Source organism: Streptomyces sp. NBC_00341 (assembly GCF_041435055.1).
In the GTDB taxonomy this organism is placed as follows: Bacteria; Actinomycetota; Actinomycetes; order Streptomycetales; family Streptomycetaceae; genus Streptomyces.
Genome location: NZ_CP108002.1, coordinates 4673278 through 4695811, shown reverse-complemented (window position 1 = coordinate 4695811; position 22534 = coordinate 4673278). Strand labels below are relative to the sequence as shown.

13 protein-coding genes are annotated in these 22534 nt (G+C 73.6%); 12 read left to right on the top strand and 1 reads right to left on the bottom strand.

What is annotated here, in order from left to right; all coding sequences use genetic code 11:
• Positions 1–45: 45 nt before the first annotated feature.
• Positions 46–894, top strand: a complete 849-nt coding sequence (locus OG892_RS20995; RefSeq protein WP_371629958.1) for an alpha/beta fold hydrolase — start codon at positions 46–48, stop codon at positions 892–894.
• Here the strand turns inward: OG892_RS20995 and OG892_RS20990 are convergent.
• A complete protein-coding gene (locus OG892_RS20990; RefSeq protein WP_328866193.1) occupies positions 878–2383 on the bottom strand; it encodes a SulP family inorganic anion transporter in 1506 nt (501 codons plus the stop codon). The two genes, OG892_RS20995 and OG892_RS20990, sit on opposite strands and share 17 nt — an antisense overlap.
• 313 nt (positions 2384–2696) lie before the next feature.
• Between OG892_RS20990 and OG892_RS20985 the strand changes: the two genes are divergently transcribed.
• From OG892_RS20985 to OG892_RS20935, 11 genes are all read left to right on the top strand, one after another.
• The gene (locus tag OG892_RS20985) at positions 2697–3107 is read left to right on the top strand and encodes a MerR family transcriptional regulator (protein ID WP_328696211.1); all 411 of its coding nucleotides are present in this window, start codon (positions 2697–2699) and stop codon (positions 3105–3107) included.
• A gap of 423 nt (positions 3108–3530) precedes the next feature.
• Positions 3531–4265, top strand: a complete 735-nt coding sequence (locus tag OG892_RS20980; protein ID WP_073736438.1) for a Crp/Fnr family transcriptional regulator — start codon at positions 3531–3533, stop codon at positions 4263–4265.
• Between the two features lie 95 nt (positions 4266–4360).
• On the top strand, positions 4361–5197 hold the full coding sequence (locus tag OG892_RS20975) for a hypothetical protein (protein WP_371629957.1): 837 nt from the start codon (positions 4361–4363) through the stop codon (positions 5195–5197).
• 5 nt (positions 5198–5202) lie between these two features.
• Positions 5203–7764, top strand: a complete 2562-nt coding sequence (locus tag OG892_RS20970; protein ID WP_371629956.1) for a hypothetical protein — start codon at positions 5203–5205, stop codon at positions 7762–7764.
• The gene (locus OG892_RS20965; RefSeq protein ID WP_371629955.1) at positions 7757–8803 is read left to right on the top strand and encodes a hypothetical protein; all 1047 of its coding nucleotides are present in this window, start codon (positions 7757–7759) and stop codon (positions 8801–8803) included. Before OG892_RS20970 ends, OG892_RS20965 begins: the two co-directional genes overlap by 8 nt.
• On the top strand, positions 8803–9354 hold the full coding sequence (locus OG892_RS20960) for a Pycsar system effector family protein (RefSeq protein WP_073736434.1): 552 nt from the start codon (positions 8803–8805) through the stop codon (positions 9352–9354). The genes OG892_RS20965 and OG892_RS20960 overlap by 1 nt, the downstream gene beginning before the upstream one ends.
• Positions 9355–9430: 76 nt before the next feature.
• The gene (locus OG892_RS20955) at positions 9431–11713 is read left to right on the top strand and encodes a VWA domain-containing protein (RefSeq protein WP_371629954.1); all 2283 of its coding nucleotides are present in this window, start codon (positions 9431–9433) and stop codon (positions 11711–11713) included.
• A 127-nt stretch (positions 11714–11840) separates the two neighbouring features.
• Positions 11841–15545, top strand: coding sequence for a tubulin-like doman-containing protein (locus tag OG892_RS20950; protein WP_371629953.1), 3705 nt, complete (start codon positions 11841–11843; stop codon positions 15543–15545).
• Positions 15542–18133, top strand: a complete 2592-nt coding sequence (locus OG892_RS20945) for a hypothetical protein (protein ID WP_371629952.1) — start codon at positions 15542–15544, stop codon at positions 18131–18133. The genes OG892_RS20950 and OG892_RS20945 overlap by 4 nt, the downstream gene beginning before the upstream one ends.
• A complete protein-coding gene (locus OG892_RS20940; protein WP_371629951.1) occupies positions 18130–20244 on the top strand; it encodes a hypothetical protein in 2115 nt (704 codons plus the stop codon). The genes OG892_RS20945 and OG892_RS20940 overlap by 4 nt, the downstream gene beginning before the upstream one ends.
• Positions 20241–22460 (top strand): hypothetical protein, encoded by a 2220-nt coding sequence (locus tag OG892_RS20935; protein WP_371629950.1) that lies wholly within the window; start codon positions 20241–20243, stop codon positions 22458–22460. The genes OG892_RS20940 and OG892_RS20935 overlap by 4 nt, the downstream gene beginning before the upstream one ends.
• The last annotated feature ends 74 nt before the right edge of the window (positions 22461–22534 follow it).

Genomic DNA, 22534 nt, shown 5'->3' with positions numbered 1-22534 from the left:
GCTTGTGCGGATGAAGTGGACTCACACACCGACCGAGGAGCAGCAATGGCGTTCGCCCATGTCAACGGCATCGACCTCTACTTCGAGGAGACCGGCACCGGCCGGCCCGTCCTCTTCCTGCACGGCTGGGGAACCAGCGGCCGGGCCTGGGACGCCCAGGTCGCCGGACTCGCCCGCGACCACCGGGTGATCACCGTCGACTGGCGCGGCTGCGGCCGCTCCGACCACCCGGCGACGGGCAACGACATGCACGGCAACGTCGCCGACATCCTGGCCCTGATCGACGTACTCGGCCCGGAGCGCCCGGTGCTCGTCGGGAGCTCGATCGGCGCCACCTTCGCGCTCGAAGCCGCCCTGGCCGCCCCGGAGCGCGTCGCCGGTGTCATCTCGGTCGACGGGCCGGGCTACTGGCCGGGCCAGTCGATGGGCGAGCAGCTCGACGGGCTGCTCGACGCCTTCGCCACCGACCGCGCGGCCACGGTCGCCGCCTGGGTCCCCAACTGGTTCGGTCCCGCGGGCACCGCGGACATGGTGGGCGCGACCGTCCGCCAGATCCTCGACTCCGGAACGGCCATCGACGCGCTCCTCACCGAGGCCCGCGACCACGACCCCCGTCAGGCCCTGCGCGCCCTCGCCGTCCCCGCCGTCTTCCTGCACGGACGCCTGGACCCGGAGATCCCCGTCGAGGTCTCCGAGACCCTCGCCGCACTCGCCCCGCACGGCGAGGTCCACATCATCGAGAACGCCGGGCACATGCCCCACCAGGAACAGCCCGCCGCGACCAACGACGTGCTCCGCGCCGCCCTGCGTCACATGGCAACGGACCACGGAAGCCACAGCTATGGGAGCCGTGACCGTGCGGTCAGTGGCCGTGCGGTCAGTGGCCGCCGGTGAGTTCGCCGCTGAGCCGGTCGTGGATGCGGGCGCTGGGCTGGTTGAGGCCGATGATCTCGACGGTCTTGCCGCGCTGGGCGTACTTGGTCTCGATCGCGTCGAGCGCCGCGACCGAGGAGGCGTCCCAGATGTGGGTGGCCGTCAGGTCGATGACGACCTTGTCGGGGTCGGTGGCGTACGCGAACCGGGTGACCAGGTCGTTGGAGGAGGCGAAGAAGAGCTCCCCGGTGACCGAGTAGACGACCTGGGTGCCGTCGGGGTCGACGACGGCGGTGACGTCGGCCAGGTGGGCGACGCGCCTGGCGAAGACGACCATGGCGGTGACGGTGCCGACGACGACCCCGATCGCGAGGTTGTGGGTGGCGACGACGCAGGCCACGGTGATGACCATGACGGCGATCTCCCCGGCGGGCATCCGCTTCAGGGTCTTCGGGGCGATGGAGTGCCAGTCGAAGGTCGCGAAGGACACCATGACCATGACGGCGACCAGCGCGGCCATCGGGATGTCGGAGACGACCGGGCCGAAGACGATGCACAGCACCATCAGGAACGAGCCCGCCAGGAACGTCGACAGGCGGGTGCGGGCGCCGGAGACCTTCACGTTGATCATCGTCTGCCCGATCATGGCGCAGCCGCCCATACCGCCGAGGAAGCCCGTGACGATGTTGGCGACGCCCTGGCCGACAGACTCCCGGGTCTTCGAGGAGTGGGTGTCGGTGATGTCGTCGACCAGCTTGGCCGTCATCAGCGACTCCATCAGCCCGACCAGCGCCATCGCGAGCGCGTAGGGGGCGATGGTCGTCAGCGTGTCCAGGGTGAAGGGCACATCGGGCAGGCCCGGTACCGGCAGGGCGGACGGCAGCTCGCCCTTGTCGCCCACCGTCGGCACCGCGATCCCCGCGGCGACCGTGATCACGGTGAGGATGACGATGGACACGAGCGGGGCCGGGATCACCCTGGTGACCTTCGGGAAGAACACCATCAGGGCGAGGCCGCCGGCGAGCAGCGGGTAGACGGGCCAGGGCACGTCGTGCATCTCGGGGACCTGGGCCGTGAAGATGAGGATGGCCAGGGAGTTGACGAACCCGACCATCACGCTGCGGGGCACGAACCGCATCAGTTTCGCGATGCCGAGCGCTCCCAGCACGATCTGGAAGGCGCCGGCCAGGATCACCGCCGCGACCAGGTAGCCGAAGCCGTGCTCGCGGTTGAGCGGGGCGATGACCAGGGCGACGGCGCCGGTCGCCGCGGAGATCATCGCGCGGCGACCGCCGACGACCGAGATCGTCACGGCCATGGTGAAGGACGCGAACAGGCCGATCGCCGGGTCGACCCCGGCGATGACGGAGAACGAGATCGCCTCGGGGATCAACGCGAGCGCGACCACCAGTCCGGCGAGGATCTCGGTGCGCCAGACCTTCGGGTCGTGCAGCCAGTCGGGACGCAGACCGCGCAGCCGCGCGGCCGGGGACAGTGCGGAGGAAGTCAAGAGAAGCGGAACCTGTCGTGCTCGGGCCCGCCCGGAGTCACCAAGGGGCGTGCGGAACGGCAAGGGGCGGGCGAAGCGGTGCGAAGAGCCGGGACGGAGCGCTGGGGGGAGTGCCGGGACGGAGGGCCGGCGCTCCGGGGGCGTCGTCGGTCCCGGAACGGCTTTTGGTTACTGGTGGACCCGTCCCGCACCATGAACACGCACCACATGAACACGCACCACATGAACATGCACCAGCGGTGGATCAACCCTGACAGCCGCACACTCTACTCTAACGTTACGGTAGAGATCGCCAGACGAGGAAGGCGCCCGTGTGAGCAGCGAGCACATGCAGATCGGCGAGGTCGCCGCGCGGACCGAGCTGTCGCTGCGCACCATCCGGCACTACGAGGAGACCGGCCTGGTCATCCCCTCGGCCCGCTCCCGGGGCGGATTCCGCCTCTACACCGAGACCGACGTCGCCCGACTGATGGTGATCCGCCGCATGAAGCCCCTCGGCTTCACCCTCGACCAGATGCGGGACCTCCTCGACGCGACCGATCACCTCGACGCGGTCCCGCCCCCGGCCGGCGCCGAGCGCGAGGAACTCCTGGGACGGGTACGCCACTTCGAGCAGGCCGCCGCCGAGCGTGTCGCCGACCTGCGCAAGCAGCTGGGGCGGGCCGAGGAGTTCGCCGGCACCCTGCGCGCCCGGCTGGGCGAGGACGCACCCACTCACCCCTGACGCGGGCGAGGACGCACCCACCCGCCCCTGACGCGTACGGGCACCCGGGCCAGGCGCACGCGGACGACCTCTCTTCGTACCGGCTCCGACCCCCCGCTCCCGGCAGAAACCCGAGTTTCCGCCAAGTCCGCCTCTCGCGCCCCTTCGTGCACCAATGAGCCCGGCCCTGCCCGTATGTGGCCCCTGACCTCATGGTCCAGGGTGGGCACCGGGCGCCGGGGGGCCGTCGCGCACGCACGGTCCATCGGGCGGGTGAGAGGGGGACGACAGGGAGAGTCGGTGCCCACGCCGCCCAACTGGCACTTCCGTGATTACCGCCCGGTAGATGCGATGTGGCGTGAACCACACCCTTGAAGACGGCGCTCTGGGAGCATCAACGCCTATCAAAATCAGCCGTCCGGACCTGCCGCGGGGGGAGGGGCCATGGGGCTGCTCGGCAACGATCTGGCGTTCGCACGCGCCCTGACGGCCCACGAGCACGAGAACGTCATGGCCCTCGGCAACCGCAAGCTCTACGCGGCCGATACCCATCTCCTGTCGGAGGGGGACCGGTCCGGTCACGTCATGATCATACTTGAGGGTTGGGTGACCGTTTCCGTGGCTACGGACCGTGGCGCCACCCGGCTGATACTCGGCCTGCGCGGACCCGGCGAACTCCTGGGGGAAATGGCCGCGTTGGACAGCCACCCCCGGAGCGCCACCGTGCGGGCGCTGGGCCCCGCGACGGCGCAGGTCATCCCGGGGGACGCGTTCCGCCGCTTCCTCGCCCAGCACCCCCGGGTCAGCGGACTGGTGATACGCCAGCTCACCTTCCGGCTCCGCAGCGCCGACCAGGAGCGGTCCGCACTCGCCTCGCTCACCGTTCTGCAACGCCTGGCCGTGCGGCTCACCGAACTCTCCCGGGCCGAACCCGCCGGCCCCTACACGCCGTCCGCGTCACGGCCGCTGCCCGCCGGCACCGTCGTCCGCCTGGCCCAGGACGAGCTGGCCGCCACCGTCGGAGCCACCCGGGAGGCCGTCGCCAAGGCGCTGCGGCTGCTGCGGGACCAGCGCATCGTGCGGACCGGGACCCGGCTGATCGAGATCCTCGATCCCGGACTGCTCGCACTGCTCGCGGATGGCCACGCGGACGCTCACGCGGACGGTCATCAGGAGTAACTCCCCACCTGTCGTGTGTAAACGACTACAGACGGCCTTCGTCCCGGGCCCGAGGCTGATGGGGGACGGCACAGCGACCAGGACAGGGGCACGAGGTGGACCACGACGTGACGGATGTCGCCGAAGCGCGCTACGAGTTGGTGATCAGCGTCGACGCCAGACGTTCCGGCGAGTACGACGACATCGAGAAGACCCGGATGCGTGCCCGGATCTACCGGGTCCTGGAGACGGCGTTCACCCACACCAAGGTCGCGCGGGACTCCCTGCACATGGAGGACAGGGGCGACGGCGTGCTGGTCTCGGTGTCCGGACAGGTCCCGGTCGCCAGGCTGCTCGGCCTGTGGATGGTGGAGGTCCACGAGAAGCTGCGGGACGAGAACCGCGCCCTGCGGGTCCCGCTGGGGCTGCGGGTCGGCATGCACGTCGGGCCGGTCCGGCACGACGACCGGGGCATCGCCGGACGCGCCGTCGACCTCGCCTGCCGCCTCGCCGACTCCACCGTCGCCCGGCAGGTGCTGGACGCCGAGCGGGCCGATCTCGTGCTGGTCGTCTCCGGTTCGCTGTACGAGGACGTGGTCAGCGGCGGCGGCAAGTTCATCGAGCCCGCCCGCTACTCCGCCGCCCGGCTGGAGCTCAAGGAGGGCCCGGTCACCGCCTGGTTCCACCTTCCCGGACGGCCCGCCCCGGCCATGCCCGTCGCCCCGGGCACCCGCCCGGACGCGGACGATATGAGTGACGTGGACGACATGAGCGACGTGGACGACGTGACCGACGCGGACCGCACCGTCGACCCAGGTGAAGCCGGTGAAGCCGGTGATGTCAGTGCTCGCTACCACGTACAGGGCGACATGTCCCAGCACACCGGCAACGTCTACCAGCAGCCCGTGCACATCGGCCGTACCACCGGCGACGCCGGCCGCCGGAAGGGCTGATCCGCATGAGCGACGAGGAACAGGCGGACGGCCCCCCGGACAACGCGTCCCCCGAAGCCGCCGACAAGGACGGCGGCCGGGGCAAGGAGAGGGAGAAGGAGAAGGAAAGAGAGAAGGGCGGGGAGCGGGACCGGGAGAGGCGCGGGGAGAAGGAGAAGGGCAGGGACGGCAAGCCCTCCTCCGACGAGCCGAAGGACGACAGCGACGGGGAGTCCGACGACGACGCGGACGAGAAGGAGTCGGAGCGGGAGCGGGCCGCCGGGCGGTTCAGGGAGCACACCCGCAACCCGCTCGCAGAGGAGCAGGGCGAGGGCGGCGCCACCAGCCTCGCCGCCGCCTCACGGACCCACGGCGACGCCCGGCAGATGTTCAGCAGCGGCCGGGACCTGCACAACTTCGACCGTACGCACATCGGCCGCGCCCATATCGGCGACACCTACGTCCAGTTGGACCCGCGTCGTGCGGGCATGCGCAGCGGGCCCGTACCCGCGGAGGAACTGCGCAGGCTCCGCCGGGCCCATGTGGCGCCCGACGGATACCGGCGGCTGCGCAACGCGCTCACCGCGCGGCGGCTGCTGGTCCTCGGCGCCGCGCCCGGCACCGGCCGTACCAGTACGGCGCTGTCGCTGCTCGACGACGTCACCAACTCCGCGGTGGCGGACGCGAACACGGGCTCGGACCCGGACACCGGGTCCCCGGAAGACGCCCGGGTGCACCGGGTCGATCCGGACGGCGGGGTACGGCAGCTGGCCGGCTCCCTGGGCGGCGAGGAGGCGCGGCCCGGCACCGGGTATCTGCTGGAGCTCTCCCTCACCCGGCCCGGTGCGCTGCCGCCCGACGAGATCGACCTGGACCGGCTGGCCGCGGCCCTGGCCGGCTGCCGGTCCTTCGCGGTCGTCGTGGTGACGGTCGGCTCCGCCGCGAACCCGCTGCTGGCCGGCCGGTACGGGATGCTCTGCCCGCCCGCGCCCACCCAGGAACTCCTCACCACCCGGCTCCGGGAGCGGCTGGAGGACCGTGCGGACGCGGCTGCGGAAGGCTCCCCGTCCACCGACGAACTTCTGGCCCGTGCCGAGGAGCTGACGGAGCGCGAGGCGGTCCGCGAGGCGGTCGGGCTGGACGAACTGCGCCCTGCGGAGGCCGAGCTGTACGCCGCGCTGCTGGCCGGGCACGTGCTGGGGAGCGTCTCCTACGAGGAGTTGCTGGCCGGCTGCCGGAGCCTGGCCGCCGAGCAGGCCCAGGAGTGGTTCGCCGGGGTGGACCGGGCACTCGCCGCGCTGCCGGACGACGCGGAGGGGACCACCGGGCGGGCGGCGGCGCTGTTCCACCCGGTGGCGTTCCGTATCGCACTCGCCGTGCTGGGCGGGGCCTCGCACAGTGCCGTGGCCGCCGCGGCCCATCTGCTGACCTGGGAGCTGTCCGTCCAGAGCGACCCGGACAACACCCCGGCCAGGCCGCTGTTCTGCGACGACCCGGACTCCGATCTGGCGCTCTCCCGCGCCAGGCTGAAGAGCGGCCGGGTGGAGGTGGCCGGTGCGGAGGTGGCGGCCCGGCTGATCTGGTACCGGGGTTCCGCCCTGCCCGGCGCGGTGCTGACCGAGGTCTGGGACCGGCACTTCCCGGCCCGCGCACCGATCGTGCGCTGGCTGCGGCTGCTGGCGGACGACCCCCGGCCGCAGGTGTGGATGCGCGCGGCGGTCGCCGCCGGGGAGCTGTGCGTACAGGACTTCGACCACGGTTACGCGGAGCTGGTCGGGCCGCTGGCCGAGGCGTCCACCGCGCGCCGCAGGTTCTTCGCGGCCACCATGATGGACCAGGCGGCCGGGCACGCCTCGCACCGCAAGGCGGTCCGCAAGCTCGTCGACGACTGGGGCCGGCACGGGACGGATTCGCTGCGCTGGTCCGCGGCGATGGCCCTCGGGTACGGCAACGCCGCGGCCACCACGGACGGCACCCTGGACGCCCTGGCCCGCATCGGGGTCCGTGACGAGGGCGAGCAGATGGCGGTCGCCTCGCTCAACGTCGTACGGCTGCTGGCGCTCCCGGACGGGGCCCGGGTGCTGCGGCGGATGACCGACTGGACGCGCCACAAGCTGGTGACGTACCAGGACCTCGGACTGGTGACCACCGTCCGGCTGATGGTCACCTCCCTCGACGAGGTGCTGTTCGACGCCGCCGGTTCCCCGCTCGGGGACCTCCGGGACCGCGGCGACCGGCCGCTGGCGCTCGCACTGGCCGCCTCGCGCCCCGAACTGGTGCGCCCGATGGCCGACTTGATGTGGACCGCCCTGAACACCGCACGGTCGAGCGACGTGGCCATGGACGCCCTGGAGTCCTTGCTGCGCTCGGCCTTCCGCGAGAACGGCTCCGAACGGTCACGGCCGGGACTGGCGGCACTGCTGCCCGTGCTCATGGCCGGGGAGCAGGACAGGCGGCGGCTGGACTGGCTGCTGCGCCGGATGATGAACGACCCCGAGAGCCGGCTCCCCGACACGCAGGCGCGCGACCTGTGGTGGCTCGCCGCGCCGCCGCGGGGCCGGACGGGCGAGGAGGAGAGGAATGGCTGAGAAGAAGGACGGCCCGGCACCGGCGGGCCCGCTGCTGCGGGAGTACGCGCCCACCGGAGTGTTCCGGCAGACCAGTGCCCGTACGGCATCGGTGCTGTTCTACCGGAAGGGCGGCTACAGCGTGGCCACCGCCTCCGGGATCGAGCACTACGACAAACGGCCGCTGGCCCGGCCGCACACCGTGTGCGAGATCGCGCTCGGCACGTACGAGACGACGCTGAAGATGGAGCTGCCCGCGAAGGGCGGCGCCGCGTTCTTCAAGGTCGAGATCGACATCCACTGGACCGTCACTGATCCGCACCTGGCCGCCACCGAGGTGGTCACCGATGTCGCCAAACGGCTCACCGCCCCGATCCTGGAGCGGCTGCGCGAGGTGTCGGCCGACTTCCGGGTGGCGGAGGCCGAACAGGCCAACCGCGCCATCACCAGTCACTGCGCCGGCGGGCGCTGGGACGATCTGGGCTCCGATCTGGGCCTGCGCGTACGGCTGTACGTCCGGATGCGGATGGACGACCGGACGATCACGCACATGGACGACATCCGGGAGGCACACGCCTCCGCCGAGGTGACCCGGGTGCACCAGGAGAAGTTCCGGGCCATGCTCCAGGGCGGCGAACTGGACCAGCTCAGCTACATGCTGGCCGCCGAGCCGGAGGCCGCCAAGGACTTCCTGGAGAAGATCCGCCAGGAGGGCCGGCAGGACGAGAAGGACCGCGTCGACCGGCTCTTCGACATGGTCGACAGCGGCCAGATCCAGTCCAACGAGCTGGAGACACAGGCGCTCGCCCTCCTCAACCGGGGACGCCGGCCCGTCCAGGGACCGGTCGGCTCGCTGCCCGCCCACCGCCGTCCCCCGGCCCCGGAGCTGGAGCCCGGGGACGCGGAACCGTACGCCCCCGACTGGCTGGCGGAGGAGGAGCCGCCCGCTCCGCGAGGGCGGCGGCCGGGCCCTGCGGAGCCCGAGGACCGGGCACCGGAGCCTCCCCGCCGCCGCAGCCGGGACGCGGACGACGGATGGTCCTGGGCGGAGGAGGACTGATGACTGCCGACGGCGGGGCACGAACCTCCCCCGATCCGGTCGTCACCGTGCAGGGCGGGGGTCCGCACGGCGACGACCGGACGGGGGAACGCATCGCCGAACGGCTGCTCGGCACGGTCCGGGAGGACCTCGGCCGGGCCGACTCGAAGGCGGCGGTGCTCCTCTCCGGGGCACTGGCGCTGCCGGCCTTCCTGATCGGACGTCACGGGGCGCCCGACTGGCGGGGGCCGGCGGACGCCGCGCTGATCGCGGCAGGGGTGCTCTGGATCATCGCGGTGACCGCGCTGGTCCGGGCGCTCATGCCGCGTACCGGCACGGTGCGCAGCGGGCGCGGGGTGACGTACTTCGGCGATCTGCTCGCCCCGTACGACCTGGTGCGGCTGTCCGCGGAGGTCGCGGAGGCCGGGCGCGATCCGGCCCGGTGGCTGCTCGTCCAGGCCGTGGACGTCAGCTCGATCCTGGCCGCGAAGTACCGGGCCATCCGCTGGGGCGTGGGCACGCTGGCGCCGGCGGCGGCGCTCGCCATGGGCTGGAGCCTGATCGCACGCTGACCGGGCTCCGGCCGCGTGCGTGCCACCGCGCGACGCACATCACACAGAACCACAGAGACTGAATAAGGGGACGGCCGTGGGAAGAGTCAGGGCAGGACGGCGGACGGGAAGGGGCCGGCTGCGCCGGGGCGTGTGCTGCGCGCTCGGCGGCGCCGCCGTGCTCGCGTCCCTGTTGTCACCCGCCGGTCATGATCCGGTGCCGGCGGCCGCGTCCGAACCGGCCTCCGCCGCGGTCAACTACGCGGTCGGGGTGGACGAGTCCGCCAGCCTGGCGGCCGCCGACATGAAGGCGGAGAAGGCCGCCGCCTCACGGATCGCGATCGGTGACGTCTCCGCGTCCTCGAACGTCACCGTGTTCGGCTTCGCCGCCGCCGAGACCGGTGACCAGCGGGCGGTGGACCCGGTCTGCCCGCGCACCCAACTCGACGCGGCGGGGCGCGAGTCGATCGGCGCCTGCGTCGGCAAGCTGCGCAGCCGCAAGAAGAACGAGGGCACCGGTACGGACTTCCCGAGCGCGATACGCCAGGGGGTGCACGATCTGAGCACCGGCACCGACCCGTCGGTCCCCCGGGTGCTGTTCCTCCTCACCGACGGCCGGATGGACGTCACCGACAGCGAGAAGTACGGCGGCGAGGCGCACCGCGCGGCCGAGGGCGAGCGGCAGCTGACCGCGGCGCTCAAGGAGGCCGCGGCCCAGCAGGTCCAGATCTGGCCGCTGGGCTTCGGCGCCGCCCCGGACAAGGCGCAGCTCGACCGGATCGCGGCGGGCGGCTACCAGAAGGGCTGCGTCGAACTGCCGTCCGCGCGCCCGAAGGCCGGCAAGGTCTCCGGGGCGAAGGACGTCGGCCCGATGCTGGAGAAGATCTTCGCCGCGGCCCACTGCCTGCGCTACAGCCGGGGCCCCAGCGACCGGCCGCCCACCACGCTGGAGATCGGCGTCTCGCCGCTGGCGACCGTGGGCAGCATCGTGGTCGACAAGGGCGACCCCGAGGTGACGGCGACCTACTTCGACCCGAGCGGCCACAAGGTGCCCACCTCGGGCACGTACCGCAAGTCGAAGTTCGAGCTGGCGGGCTCCGGCGGGACCGTCGAGGCGCTGAAGATCACCGACCCGGTGCCCGGCGTCTGGAAGGTGAAGGTCGAGGCGCCGGAGGGGCACCGCTCGCTGCCCGTCGGCGTCAGCGTGCTCTGGCACGGCGAGCTGCGCGGGTCCATCGCGATGGACCCGCCGTCGCCGCAGGCCGGGCAGCGGACGAAGGTGGCCATCCGGCTGCAGACCCGCGAGGGCTACGAGATCAAGGACCCGCGCGACTACGAGGGCCTCCAGGTCCGCAGCGAGCTGACCGGTGCCGGTTTCGAGCCGGTGGAACTCACCCTGAACGACGACGGAACGGGAGCCGACCCCGAGAAGGGCGACGGCTCCTTCACCGGGACCGCGCAGATCCCGAAGGAGGCCAACGGGGCGCTGAAGGTGACCGGCACCCTGACCGCCTCCGGGCTCACTGCCGACGTCCGCAGCGAGAGCGGCCAGGTCCCGCCGGGCGAACCGGCCGTCGTCGCCGGACTCACCATGCCCGCCGCCGACGTCCATCCCGGCGCCACCGTCGACGGCACCCTGTCGGTCCACAACACCAGCGACGCCCCGCACACCCTGCGGCTGTCCGTCGCCGACATCGGCCGCGACATGCTCACGGTCAGCCCGGCGCGGATCGTGCTGAAGCCCGGCGAGACCGGAACCCGCAAGGTGAGCGTCGAGGTCGCCCCCGCGGACGTCTTCGGGGCCAGGCTCGGCGACGACGGGCTGTCGCTGGGCGGCACCCTGACCGTCGTCGACGACACGGATTCGCGCCGCACGCTGGTGCAGTCCCCGCTGTCGGTGCGGGTGACGCCGGAGCCCGGGATCTGGGCCAGGTACTGGTGGGCGTTCATGGCGGGCGCCGTACTGCTCGTACTCGTCGCCGTGGCGGTCATCGCCTGGCGCGGGCAGCGCCGCCGCCGCCGGGACCCGTTCGGCCTGCTGCTCCAACTGGTCTCCCCCGAGGGCGACATCCTCAGCGAGCACCCGGCAGGGCACGGGCACAAGCAGTGGTACGAGTTCACCGTCGTGGAACCCCACCGCAGCCCGCGCATCGAGCGCCGCACCCGCGGCCAGTACGCCGTCCAGCGCAGCCCGGAGGGCGGAGCCGTCCTGCGCAAGCGCGGCAGCGGGCGCACCAGGCTGCCCGTCCAGGGCCGGGTCGAGCTCACGGACACCCTGAGCCTGGCCCTCGGCACCCCGCCGGGAACCCCGGCCGCGGGCCCCTCCGCGCCGGCCGCCGCGGACGGGGGCGCGAACAGCTACGACGACACGTACCTGTGACGCGCGGGGGCGGGCCGGTACGCCGGAGACCCGCCCCCCCGCGCACGGGCCCATGGACGTATCGAGGACGTACGGACGTACCGAGGACGAACCGGCTGTCACACCGGCCGGAAGCGGGGAGGAAAACATGAAGATCTTCCAGCCGATGCTCTTCGTCGGACTGGGCGGCACCGGTGGTCTGGTCGGCGCGGAACTGGAGCGCAAGCTGCGCGCCGAACTGTGCGGTCCGGACGGTGTCGCGCTCAGCCACCTGGGCGGCCACGCCCCCTACCAGCTGCCGGACTGCCTGCAGTTCGTGTACGCGGACTACAGCGAGTCCGACCTGCAGCGGCTGCCGCAGTTCAATGTGGACCCCTCGCTGCGGGCCGCGTACGCCCGCACCTCCCGGGCCACCCACAACCTGCTCCCCAACTTCGACAGTTCGCCCGAAGTGACCAAGATGCTGCGGGCCAGCCTGCGCGACGAGGTCTCCGACTGGCTGCCGCCGCGCACCGACGAACCGAAGGTCACCCCGCTGCACAACGGTGCGGGCCAGCTGCCCACCGTCGGCAGGGCCGCGCTCTTCGCGACGCTCAGGCACAGCCTGGCCCCCGTCCTTGAACCGCTGCTCCAGGCGATCGACGCGATCGCCAGGTCCGCCGGTGAGCTGGCCGAACTCGGCGGCGGCAAGGCCACCGGCTGCGATGTGTTCGTCGCCTTCTCGGTGGCCGGGGGCACCGGCGCCGGGATCTTCCTGGACTACCTGCACCTGATCAACTACGCGTTCCAGCTGCGCCGTTTCGACGGGGTGAAGATCTACCCGCTGGTCGTGATGCCGTCCTCCTTCTCCGCGTCCGGCGGTGGCGGCCGGGAGGCGGAGCTGAACGCGGCCCGCGCCCTGGTCGACCTGTTCCGGCTGGTGGACGGGCAGAACGCGCCGACAGAGGGCGAGGAGATCGGCGACCTGGACCACAGCCCCGGGATCGGCATCCGCTACCCCGGCATGACGCCGATCCGGCTGCGGACCGGCATCCTGCCCACCGCGTTCCTGTTCAGCCCGACCGCGGGCATCCGCCAGGACGACCTGCGCCGCTCCATCGTCTCCCTGGTGATGTCGCTGGTCGGCACCGAGCTGGGCGACGGGCGCTCCCGCGGCCGGGCGACGGCGGCGGACGACGACTTCCAGACGTTCGCCGCGAGCTTCATCAACCGGGGGGTGCAGCGCAGCGCCGTGTCCCCGACCGGGATCGGCAGACAGGGCGTCTCCACCAGCCTGGTGGCCTCCATGACCGCGCCGATGGACCAGCTGGCCGATCTGGTGGCCGGCCGGCTGCTGCGCAAGGCGGTCACGGACCTGGTGGAACGGCCGCGCGCCACGCTGCGGGAGAGCGCCGTGCCGATGATCCGGCAGCTGTTCACCGACGCCCAGCTCGAAGAGCTGTGGGAGCGCAAGCAGTTGGACGTGCCGGAGCCCGATCCGCTGCCGCGCGGCAGCAAGGCCATCGAGCAGGCGCTGGCCGAGCGCAGTGCGGACATGCAGCGGCTGCTGTCCGACCTCCAGTTCAAGGCCGACCGGCAGGCCGCCTCGATGGCCGACCGGTTCTCGCCGCGCCCCGCCATCGACAAGCTCCTCCAGACCGTGGACCCGTTCCTGGCCGAACGCGTCGTACGGGGCGTCCCCGGCAGCGACGAGCGGATCGCCCGGCTCGGCTTCCTGGGCATGCTCAACAGCCGGGCCGGCGCACCCCCGCGCCCGCAGGGGGTGACGGAACAGCCGCCCAAGAACCCCCGGATCAAGGGCCGGCTGGCCGGGATGTCCCCGGCGCGCTGGGGCGACGACGACGTGCAGGACGCGCTCCGGGCGCAGGACAGGTGGTACCAGTGGCGCAGCCGCACCGTCTGGCACGAGGCCTGGCGCGAGCAGCAGCAGCGCTGGCAGTCCCACGCGGACACCGCCGGCACCGATCTGGGCCGCCTGGTGAACGCCTTCCGCAAACACTCCGACCAGGAGCGCAAGGTCTCGGCGCAGAAGGGCCTCGAACTGTACGAGGACCGCACCGGCATCTCGTACCTGCTGCCGCCCCAGCGCACCCTCAACCACTTCTACGAGGACCTGGTCACCCGGCTGATCCGCCGGGAGGGGCTGCGGGAGCACGACGACGAGGCCGCGCTGCTGCTCAAGATGATCGACGGCGACACCTGGCGCCAGGTGCACACGCTGAGCCGGCGCAGCCCGGACAGCGCCGTCGCCGTCGTCAAGGCGCAGTTGGAGGGCCGGATCACCCGGCTGTTCGCGGAGAGCGGCGAGCAGCTGGAGGAGCGGCCGCTGTTGCCCCCGATGGGCACCCTGCTGGCCGCCGCCGCGGGTGACGCGGATGCCGCGGACCAGGTCAGCAAGGAGGCCCTCGACCTGTTCGGCCGGAAACTCACCGGGCTGCTGCCGGTGGGCTTCACCCCGGAGGGCACCGGACCGCTGCGGGTCCTGATCACCCATCCCCGGGTGCAGGCCGTGGACGAGGTGAAGGAGTACCTCGGCAAGACGCTGCGGCTGCCGGCCGACGCGAAGAACTCGGTGGACTACCGGGGCGTGGAGAGCGACTCGATCACGGTGGTCCTGTTCCGCAGCGAGATGAGCCTCACCCAGGTGCCGGAGGCCCGCAAGGTGCTGCGGCAGTGGGCCAGGGCGAAGGAGTCCGAGCAGGCCCAGGACGTGCTGCGCTGGCGTCAGCGGCTCGGTTACCGCGACAGCTGGATGGTGAGCAGCGAGGAGGACCGCCGCACGATCCTGCACCGGTTGCTGTGCTGCATGTGGAACGGCCAGGTGGACGTCGTGGACGGTGACCCCGCGTCGCCGGACCGGGTGCGGCTGCGGCTGTTCCCGGAGACGGGCCCGAGCGTGCCCGGGGTCCGGCTGCGGCTCGGTGACTTCCCCGGCGGGGTGTCGAGCTGGGCGGAGCTGCTGCGGGCGTACGAGCGCTGGACCGTGCTCGACGACGAGCGGACCGTCGAGGACTACTGCCAGGGGCTGATGAGCGCCCAGCCGCTGGGGCTGGCCAGGACCGGCAGCGAGCCGCATCCGCTCTTCGTCGAGCTGGTCGAGAAGATCGCCCCGCACCAGCTGGAGCTGCTGGCCGAGCGCAGGGAGCGGGGCGGCGAACGGGTCGAGGGCTGGGTCCGGCCGCTGTGGGAGTTCTGGGCGGAGACTCTGCCGGCCGCGCTGGACGCCGAGTTCGGGGACCAGCGCGCGGTGCAACCGACCCTGCGCACCCTGCTGGAGCACGTGCGCGGCGGTACGCCGAAGCCCCGGGCCCACAAGGAGTTCCCGGAGCCCCGGCGCCCGGTGGCCGATGACGACGACTGGGGCACCTCGCCGGGCGCCTCCAGCGGCTACGCGGCCTCCCCGAGCGGCAACGGTGGTGGCGGTGGCGGTGCGGCGTACCGGGACCGCGAGCCGTACCCCGAACCCGAACGCGCCCCCCGGCGCGGCCACGAGCCGTACCCCGGGTCCGAGCCCGCCGCACGGCCGGAGCGCGAGGCGTACGGAGCGCCGTACCGGGAGCGGGAGGAGCGGGAGGAGCACGCGGACCGCGAGCCGTACCCCGAACCCTCCGCACGGCCGGACCGCGAGCCGTACCGGGACCGGGAGCGCGCGCCGTACGACCCGCTGGCGCAGGACCCGGACGACGACGTGTCCGGCGGCGGCTCCTGGCGCACCACGCCGCAGGACCGTACCGACAGGCCGGCGCCCTGGGACAAGGACTCCCGCGGCCGGAGCACGCACCGGGACGACGATCACGGCGACGACGACAACGGCCGCTACCGGCGCGGGTTCCTGGACGGTGATGCGGAGTGATCACGCACGAGGACGTCGCCACCGTCATCCACCTGGACCTGCGCAGCGGCGCCGCCGCGCTCGACGCCGCCGCCCCGCTGCGGGCCAGGGTCGCCCGGCAGCTGGGCCTCGCCGGGCTGCCGGAGCCCGACGATCCGCTGTTCCTGGTGGTCGACACCCCGGCCGGACTGCTCGACCACCAGCGGCAGTACGAGCTGCTCACCACCTACCGCGCCGTGGGCGAGGTCAGGATGCTGGTCCTGCTGGTGGGCAGTGCGCCCGGTTCGTACGCCGGTGAGGACGAGGCGTTCCAGCCGGACCGGCGGCTGGACCGGCCGTCGATACTGCGGTCCTCCGGCATCGCCCTGCTGTGGGCGGGCGACCTGCGCTCCGCCCGCACCGCGCTGGAACAGCCCGCGCCCGACGACCCGGACGCCCTGGCCCTCCTGGTGGACCTGCTGTCGGTCCCGGACGTCTTCCTGCGGGTCCTCGAAGACCTCGGCTCGCTGCCGGAGGCCGTCGGGACGCCCGGGATACGGCTGCTGGAGCAGGACCTGCCCCCGGACGTACGGGACAGGGCCTGGCGCGACGCGCTGCGCAGGTTCGCGGGCGAGGACACCGAGCCGGGGGCGGAGCTGCCGGTGGCCGCGTGGTCCGGCGCCGATCTGCCCGAGCCGCTGCGGGGGCTCGCCACGGGCAGGTCGGGCCGCGACCAGCGGCACCGGGAGCCGGGCGGGATGGCGGACAGCGCGTACGGCTCGTGCGCGCGGGCCCTGGACCAGGCCCGGGGCACCCTGTCCGAGCTGCGGGCCCTGACCGGGCTGCTGCGGGCCTCGCACCGGGAGGCGTTCGAGGCGGATCTCGACCAGGCCCGCGAGGCGCTCGGCCAGTACCGGGAGCTCGTCACCACCGCCCTGCACAGCGACGGCGGTTCCGGCACGGCGCCCTCGGCCGCGGAGGCGGCGGCCCGGCTCTCGGCCCTCGGACTGCGGGTGCCGTCGGCCGAGGGGGTGGGCGAGCGGATCGGCGAGGGGCTGCGGGAGTTCGCGGGGAAGCTGATGGGCCAGAAGCTGGCCCTGCGCGCGGTGGCCCAGCGCTTCACCGGGCTGGCCGGGCAGGTGGAACCGGTCCCCGGCTCCGCGCTGCTGCCGAAGCTGGCCGACCACTCCGCGCAGGCCGTGGCCCGGCGGTCCGGGACGCGTGGCGGACCGCTGCCCGATTTCGTCACCGGTCCGGCGGCGACCGCCCTGGCGGCCGTGGCGGGGGCGCTCGGCGCGCTGTGGCAGTGGCCTCTCGCGCTGCTCGCGGTCATCGTCCCCGTGGTGTTCTTCGGCGTGGCGGGGCTCGGCGCGTCCCGGCTCCGCGACGAGCCGGCGGCCCACCGCTCGGTCGGCCCCCGGGCCGGGGCGCTCTGCGGCGCCGCGGCCGGGCTGGTCATCGCGTACACGATGGACCCGCCGCTCTGGCTGAGCACCGCCGGGCTGCTGGTGGGGGCCGCCCTCGCGGTGGAGACGGCCCGCAGACTCTGGGACGCGGCGGCCGCCTACTGGGCCGCGGGCCAGGGTGCGACGGCGCTGCGCCGGGCCCTGGACGGGCTCGACGGGCTGCTGGCCGAGGTGGTCCGCGAGCACTGGGCGGCGGAGGAGCGGCTGTACTGCGCGGACGCGGCACGGTCCGTCGCCGGGATGCTGCGGGCCACGGCGGCCGCCGCGGACGCGGAGGCGGTACCCGCGCCGGAACAGTCCCCGGCGCACGCGGGGTCCGCGTCCGGCCCGCCGGCCGTGGGCGACTGGCTGGACGGCTCATCGGCCCTGGAGGGCGACGCCTTCGCCGCGCCAGACGACGAGGACGACGGCTGGGCGAACGCGTACACCTGGCAGGAGGAGCGGGCGTGGGACGAGCCGTCCTGGGACGCGCCGGCCGGCGGGCCGGACGCCGCCGCCATGCCCGCCGACCCGTGGGAGGACCGCACGGCCGCGACCCCGCGCTGGCTGGACCGCGAGACCGGCGAGGGCGGCTCCGAGCTGGTCGCCACCCTGGCCGACGACCTGACGGACGCCGCGATGGTCGCGATGAACCCGTACTGGGGCGCCGTGGAACGCGGCCAGGCCGGCACCCACGCCGTCCGCAACACGCAGGAGCGGGTGCGCAAGCTGCTCTCCTCCGCCCGCCACCACCTCCAGCACAACGGGGTACTGGCGCCGCCCCCGTTCGCCGCCGCCCACCGCACCCGCACCAGCTCCGCGAACCTGCTGGGCACAGACCCGCACGGGGTCGCGGAACTGGTCGGCGCGGAGACAGAGCGGCGGGCCGTGGTGCAGCTGTCCTCACCCGAGCAGGGGACGCTGCTCAGCCGCGACCCCGAGGCCGCGGTGTGGATCCGCTTCGCACCGCAGGCCGTCCGCGGCGAGGTCGAGACGGCCTGGCGGGCCGGCGGTTCGCCGCAGCCGCAGGACGTGCTGTGGACCTCGTCGGGCCGCTACGCCGGCCTCGTCCGGCTCACCCCGCTGCGCATGGGCGTGGTGGAGAACGTCCGGCCCTACCAGAGCCCCCGGAACCCCGCGGGCGACTGGCTGGAGTACGAAGAGAAGGACGGCGACCGCTGGTGACCAGCACCTCTCACTCGCACCTGGCGGATCCGGAGGGCCGGAGGCGGAGCGTGCTCTCGTTCAACACGCCAGAGGGCGGGCGCCGCACCACGCCCGCCCGCCTCGCCGCGCGCGAGTCCCGCCGCGACGCGCAGCTGCCCCAGCTGATCCGCAGCGGCATCCTCGACGACGTGGGCCAGAGCTGCGTCCAGGTGCGGCTGACCCCGGCCGACGCCAAGAACCCGGCGGCCCGCGCCCTGCTGGACAGGGAGACGGGCAACGCCCTGCGTCTGTACCGGGTCTTGCGCGACTTCCGCGAACCGCCGACCGCGTCGCTCTTCCCGAGGATCATCGGCCACGAGCTGGACACGCCGGAGCCGTACCTGCTGTACGAGCCGCCGCGCGGCTTCCCCGCCGCCCGCACGCACGTGATGTCCGCGACCGATCTGCGGCCCCTCGCCCGTGGCCTGATGCAGGCCCTGTCCCTGCTGGACAGCCAGGACCTGGTGCCCCTCGGCATCTCGCCCGGCACCGTGCTGTGGGACGGCACCTCGCTCCAGCTCTGGGGGCTGGAGGCGATGGTCCGCACCGGACGGCCGAGGATCCGGTGGGGCCGGACGCCCTACTGCTCGCCCGAACAGCGCCGGGCGGAGGGACTGGCCGACCCCCGCGACGGGGTGTGGAGCGCCGCCCAGGTGCTCTACCAGCTGGTCACCGGACGGCCGGGGCCCGCGGACCGGGCGCCCGCCGACCTCGCCTCGCACCGGGTGCTGGCCGAGACGCTGCGGGGCGCCTTCGCCCCGCTCGCCCGGGACCGGCCGACGCCCGCCGCACTGCTCGACCTGCTGGAGCCCGGCGCCTCCAGGCGCCTCGCACTCGACGCACCCGCTGACGAATCGCGCCCGCACCGGGAGGCGTTCGAGCAGACGCTGCGCCTCAAGCGGCAGGCGCCCGCCGCCGAACCGCACGACGAGCGGGACGGGGCGGCGGCCGGCGAGGTGGTCTGCCCGTACTGCCTGGAGAACATCCAGCTCGACCTCGGCTCGCTGTTCGTCACCGACAGCAGGATGCAGTACCAGCCGCTCAACCCCTCGGGCATCGCCAACCCGCTGCGGCGCCAGGACATCATGCGCGGCGCCGTGCAGAAGTGCACGGCCGATCCGGACTTCCCCGAGCACTTCATTCCGGTGCCCTATCTGACGTACGGAAAGCCGCTGACCATCGCGATGGTCGGCCAGTCCTCCACCGGCAAGAGCCATCTGCTGACCCAGATGATCGCGGCGATCACCGACGGCGGCCTCGAACCGTTCGGCCTGCAGTGGCAGTCCGTCAACCCGGCGCAGCACGCGCGGTTCGTACGGGAACGGGTCCAGCCGCTGCGCGACGGCCAGGTCCTCGACCACACCAGCGGCGTCGGCCTGGACGGCTTCGCCCGCTTCGTGGAGTCCCTGCTGATCACCGACGCGCGGGGGCAGGTGCGGCCGGTCGCCTTCTTCGACCTGGGCGGCGAGGACCTCGTACGGACCGACTCCGCGCTCCGCTTCCTGCTCGGGGTCGACGCCATGGTCTTCGTCGTCGACCCGGCGCTCGCCCTCCCGCTGCCGCAACTGGACCACGCGCGGGAGCACTTGGGCCTTGCGGTGAACCGGGACGGCGACCTCGCCTTCGCCACCGTGCTGGACCGGCTGCCGAAGAACGGCCCGTACCTGGACGTGGCGGCCGCGATGGTGCTCGGCAAGGCCGACCTGCTGCGCTTCCAGCCCCCCGTCGACCGCTGGCTGGGCGAGGCCCCGCCCACCGCGCTCGACCCCGCGCTGACCCACGAGGAGAGCGCGGACGTCTACGCGTTGCTGCGCCGGCTCGCCGGGCAGGCGTGGCTGCGCCCGTTCGACACGATCCGCCGGTGCACCCTGCACGTCTCCTCCGCCACCGGCGGCCAGGAGGCCGAGGGCCGCTATCCGGCCGGCTCCGGTCCGCGCCGGGTGCTGGAACCGTTGCTGTCGCTGCTCGCGATGCACGGACTGATCGACGTGCCCGGCGGCGCGGAGGCGTTCGCGGTGGGAAAGGCGCCCGCGCTGGAAGCGGTGCCGCTGTCGGATGCGAGTGACTCCCCGAGAGAGGAAACGATGTGAGCGACTTCCAGGACCGGAGGCCCGCTCACCGGGACCCGGCCGGATCGCGCGGACCGGGCGGACCGGGCGGACCGGGCGGACCGGGCGGGCAGCGGCCCCGGCGGCGCGGCGAAGACCCGGGCCCGGTGCACCAGGCGGTCTTCCGCTGGGAGGGCAACCAGGGCCGCCAGGGCACCGGCATGAAGGCCGTCGCCTACTCGTGCCAGGCCGAGCTGGCCGACGAACTGGGCCGGGAACTGGGCCCGTTGCTGTGGGTGTCCGGCACGGCGGCCCCGTATCCGAGCGTCGTGCGCACCCGGACGGCCGACGGCCGGATCATGCTCGTCCGCCGCTGGCCCACCACGGACCGGGGCGGCCGGCCCAGCACGGTCAGCCATGCCCTGATCGGTGACGCGCGGACCCTGGGGACCGAGAAGTGTCTCGGGCTCGCGCACGGCGGCTGGGGCAGCACCCGCGAGTCCGCGGAACAGGCCTCCGGGAAGCGGCCACCGGTGACGTTCTCCCAGCTCACACCGCTGGTGTCCGAGCGGCTGCCCGCGATGACGAACCAGCTGGCGAGCGTACGGAGCACGCTGACCCTGGTCGCCGCGGAGTGGCTGCGCGATCCGGAGCAGCGGGTGTCGCTCCTGACGAACGAGACGGACCCGGGCGGCGGGCTCGACCCGGCCGAGGTGCCGCTGGTGTACCTGGGGCTGTACCGGCTGTTCGGTTCCTGGCTGGGCCGGGACTGGACGTTCGCCACCTACGACACGTCCGACACCCATCAGCTGCGCCTGATGTGCGTCTCGCGCTGGGAGCCGGACGCGGGCGGTTCCGGTCCGCTGGCCCGGGTCACCGGACGGATGGCGGGCGAGGTGACGTTCGAGCACCGGGCGGCCGCCCGGCTGGTGGACCACCTCCTCGCCCACCCGGCCGACGCCCCGGGTGTGCCGCAGCTGACCGACCGGCTCAGGGACGGCGCGGCACTGGGCCGGCAGCGGCGCAGCGCCCTGCTGGAGGAGATCCTGTTCCCCGAGCACCGCCGCGGCGCCCGCCCCGCCGCCTCCCCCCGCCGCGACCGGGAGGCGGCCGGCGCCCCGCAGGAGACGGACCGCTTCCCGGAGCCCTCCCGTTCCCCGGAGGAGGCGGACCGCTTCCGGAAGCCCTCCCGTTTCCCGGAGGAGGCGAGCCCCTTCCGGAAGCCCTCCCGTTCCCCGGAGACCTCCCGCACCCCGGAACCGGACTACGTCGCGGAAGGGCTGCCCCGCGCCCCCGAGGCGGAGTACGCCCCGGCCCCACCGCCCGAACGCCCGGCGTCCCCATGGGCGGAGCGCGCCGCGCCCGCACCGCCCGAACGCCCCGAGCCGCTGCCGGACCCCTTCGCTCCGCCGCTCCCCGCCGCGCCCCCGGCGCACGCGTCCCCGGCCCCGGCCCCGGTCCCGACCACGCCTCCGCACCGCGCCGAGCCGCCCGTATCCGGGTACCCGCGCCTCCCGGACGGCTACGCGCCCGCACCGGCCGCCCGCGAAGCGCCGCTCCGCGAGGCTCTCCACAACCCCCGGCGCGGCGACACGGCCGGACGCGGTGCGCTCGCGGAACGCCTGCGCGGCCTCTCCGACGAGCAGTTGCTGGTCGAACTGCGCGCGGAGGGGCTGCCGCAGGCGTCCCTGGAGCTGCTGCTGAACGAGCTGGGGAGCGTCGGCCGGGTTTCGACGCGTCCGGAGCCAATGCGCCACGATCTGTGCCGGGAAGTGCTCCGCAACGGCCTGTACTTCGCACCGAACAGGCCGGGTGCGGAGGCCGTCTCGCGGATGGCCCTGGCCGAACAGTCGGCCACGCTGTTCACCTGGGCCGTCGCTCCGCTGGCCAGGGACGGACGCTATCTGCTCGATCTCCAGGAGCTGCTGCACCGCATGAGCCGGGACCGCGACCCCCGCGCGGAGAGCTGGATCCGGCAGAGCATCACCGACCCTCCCGGCGGCAGCGCACCCGATCTGCCGCCCGCCCTGTGGCAACAGCTCCTGCGGGCCACGGCGACCCGGACCCCGGTGCCGTACCAGGCCCCCCGGCCCCCGCAACCACCCCTGTCCCCGCTCGCCCCCACCTCCGTACCGGTGCAGGAGCCCCCGGGCCGGTGGAACCGCATCACCGAACGGACGAACCAGGCCGGCTGCGTGGTCGGTTGCACCCTCGGACTGCTCGCCGTGCTGATCGCGGTCGTGGTCGTCTTCGTGTGACGGCGCCCGCCGGGCCGGGACGGCGGGCGCCGTGTGGGCCGTTCCGGGAGCCTTTCGGATTCCCGCGAGAAATC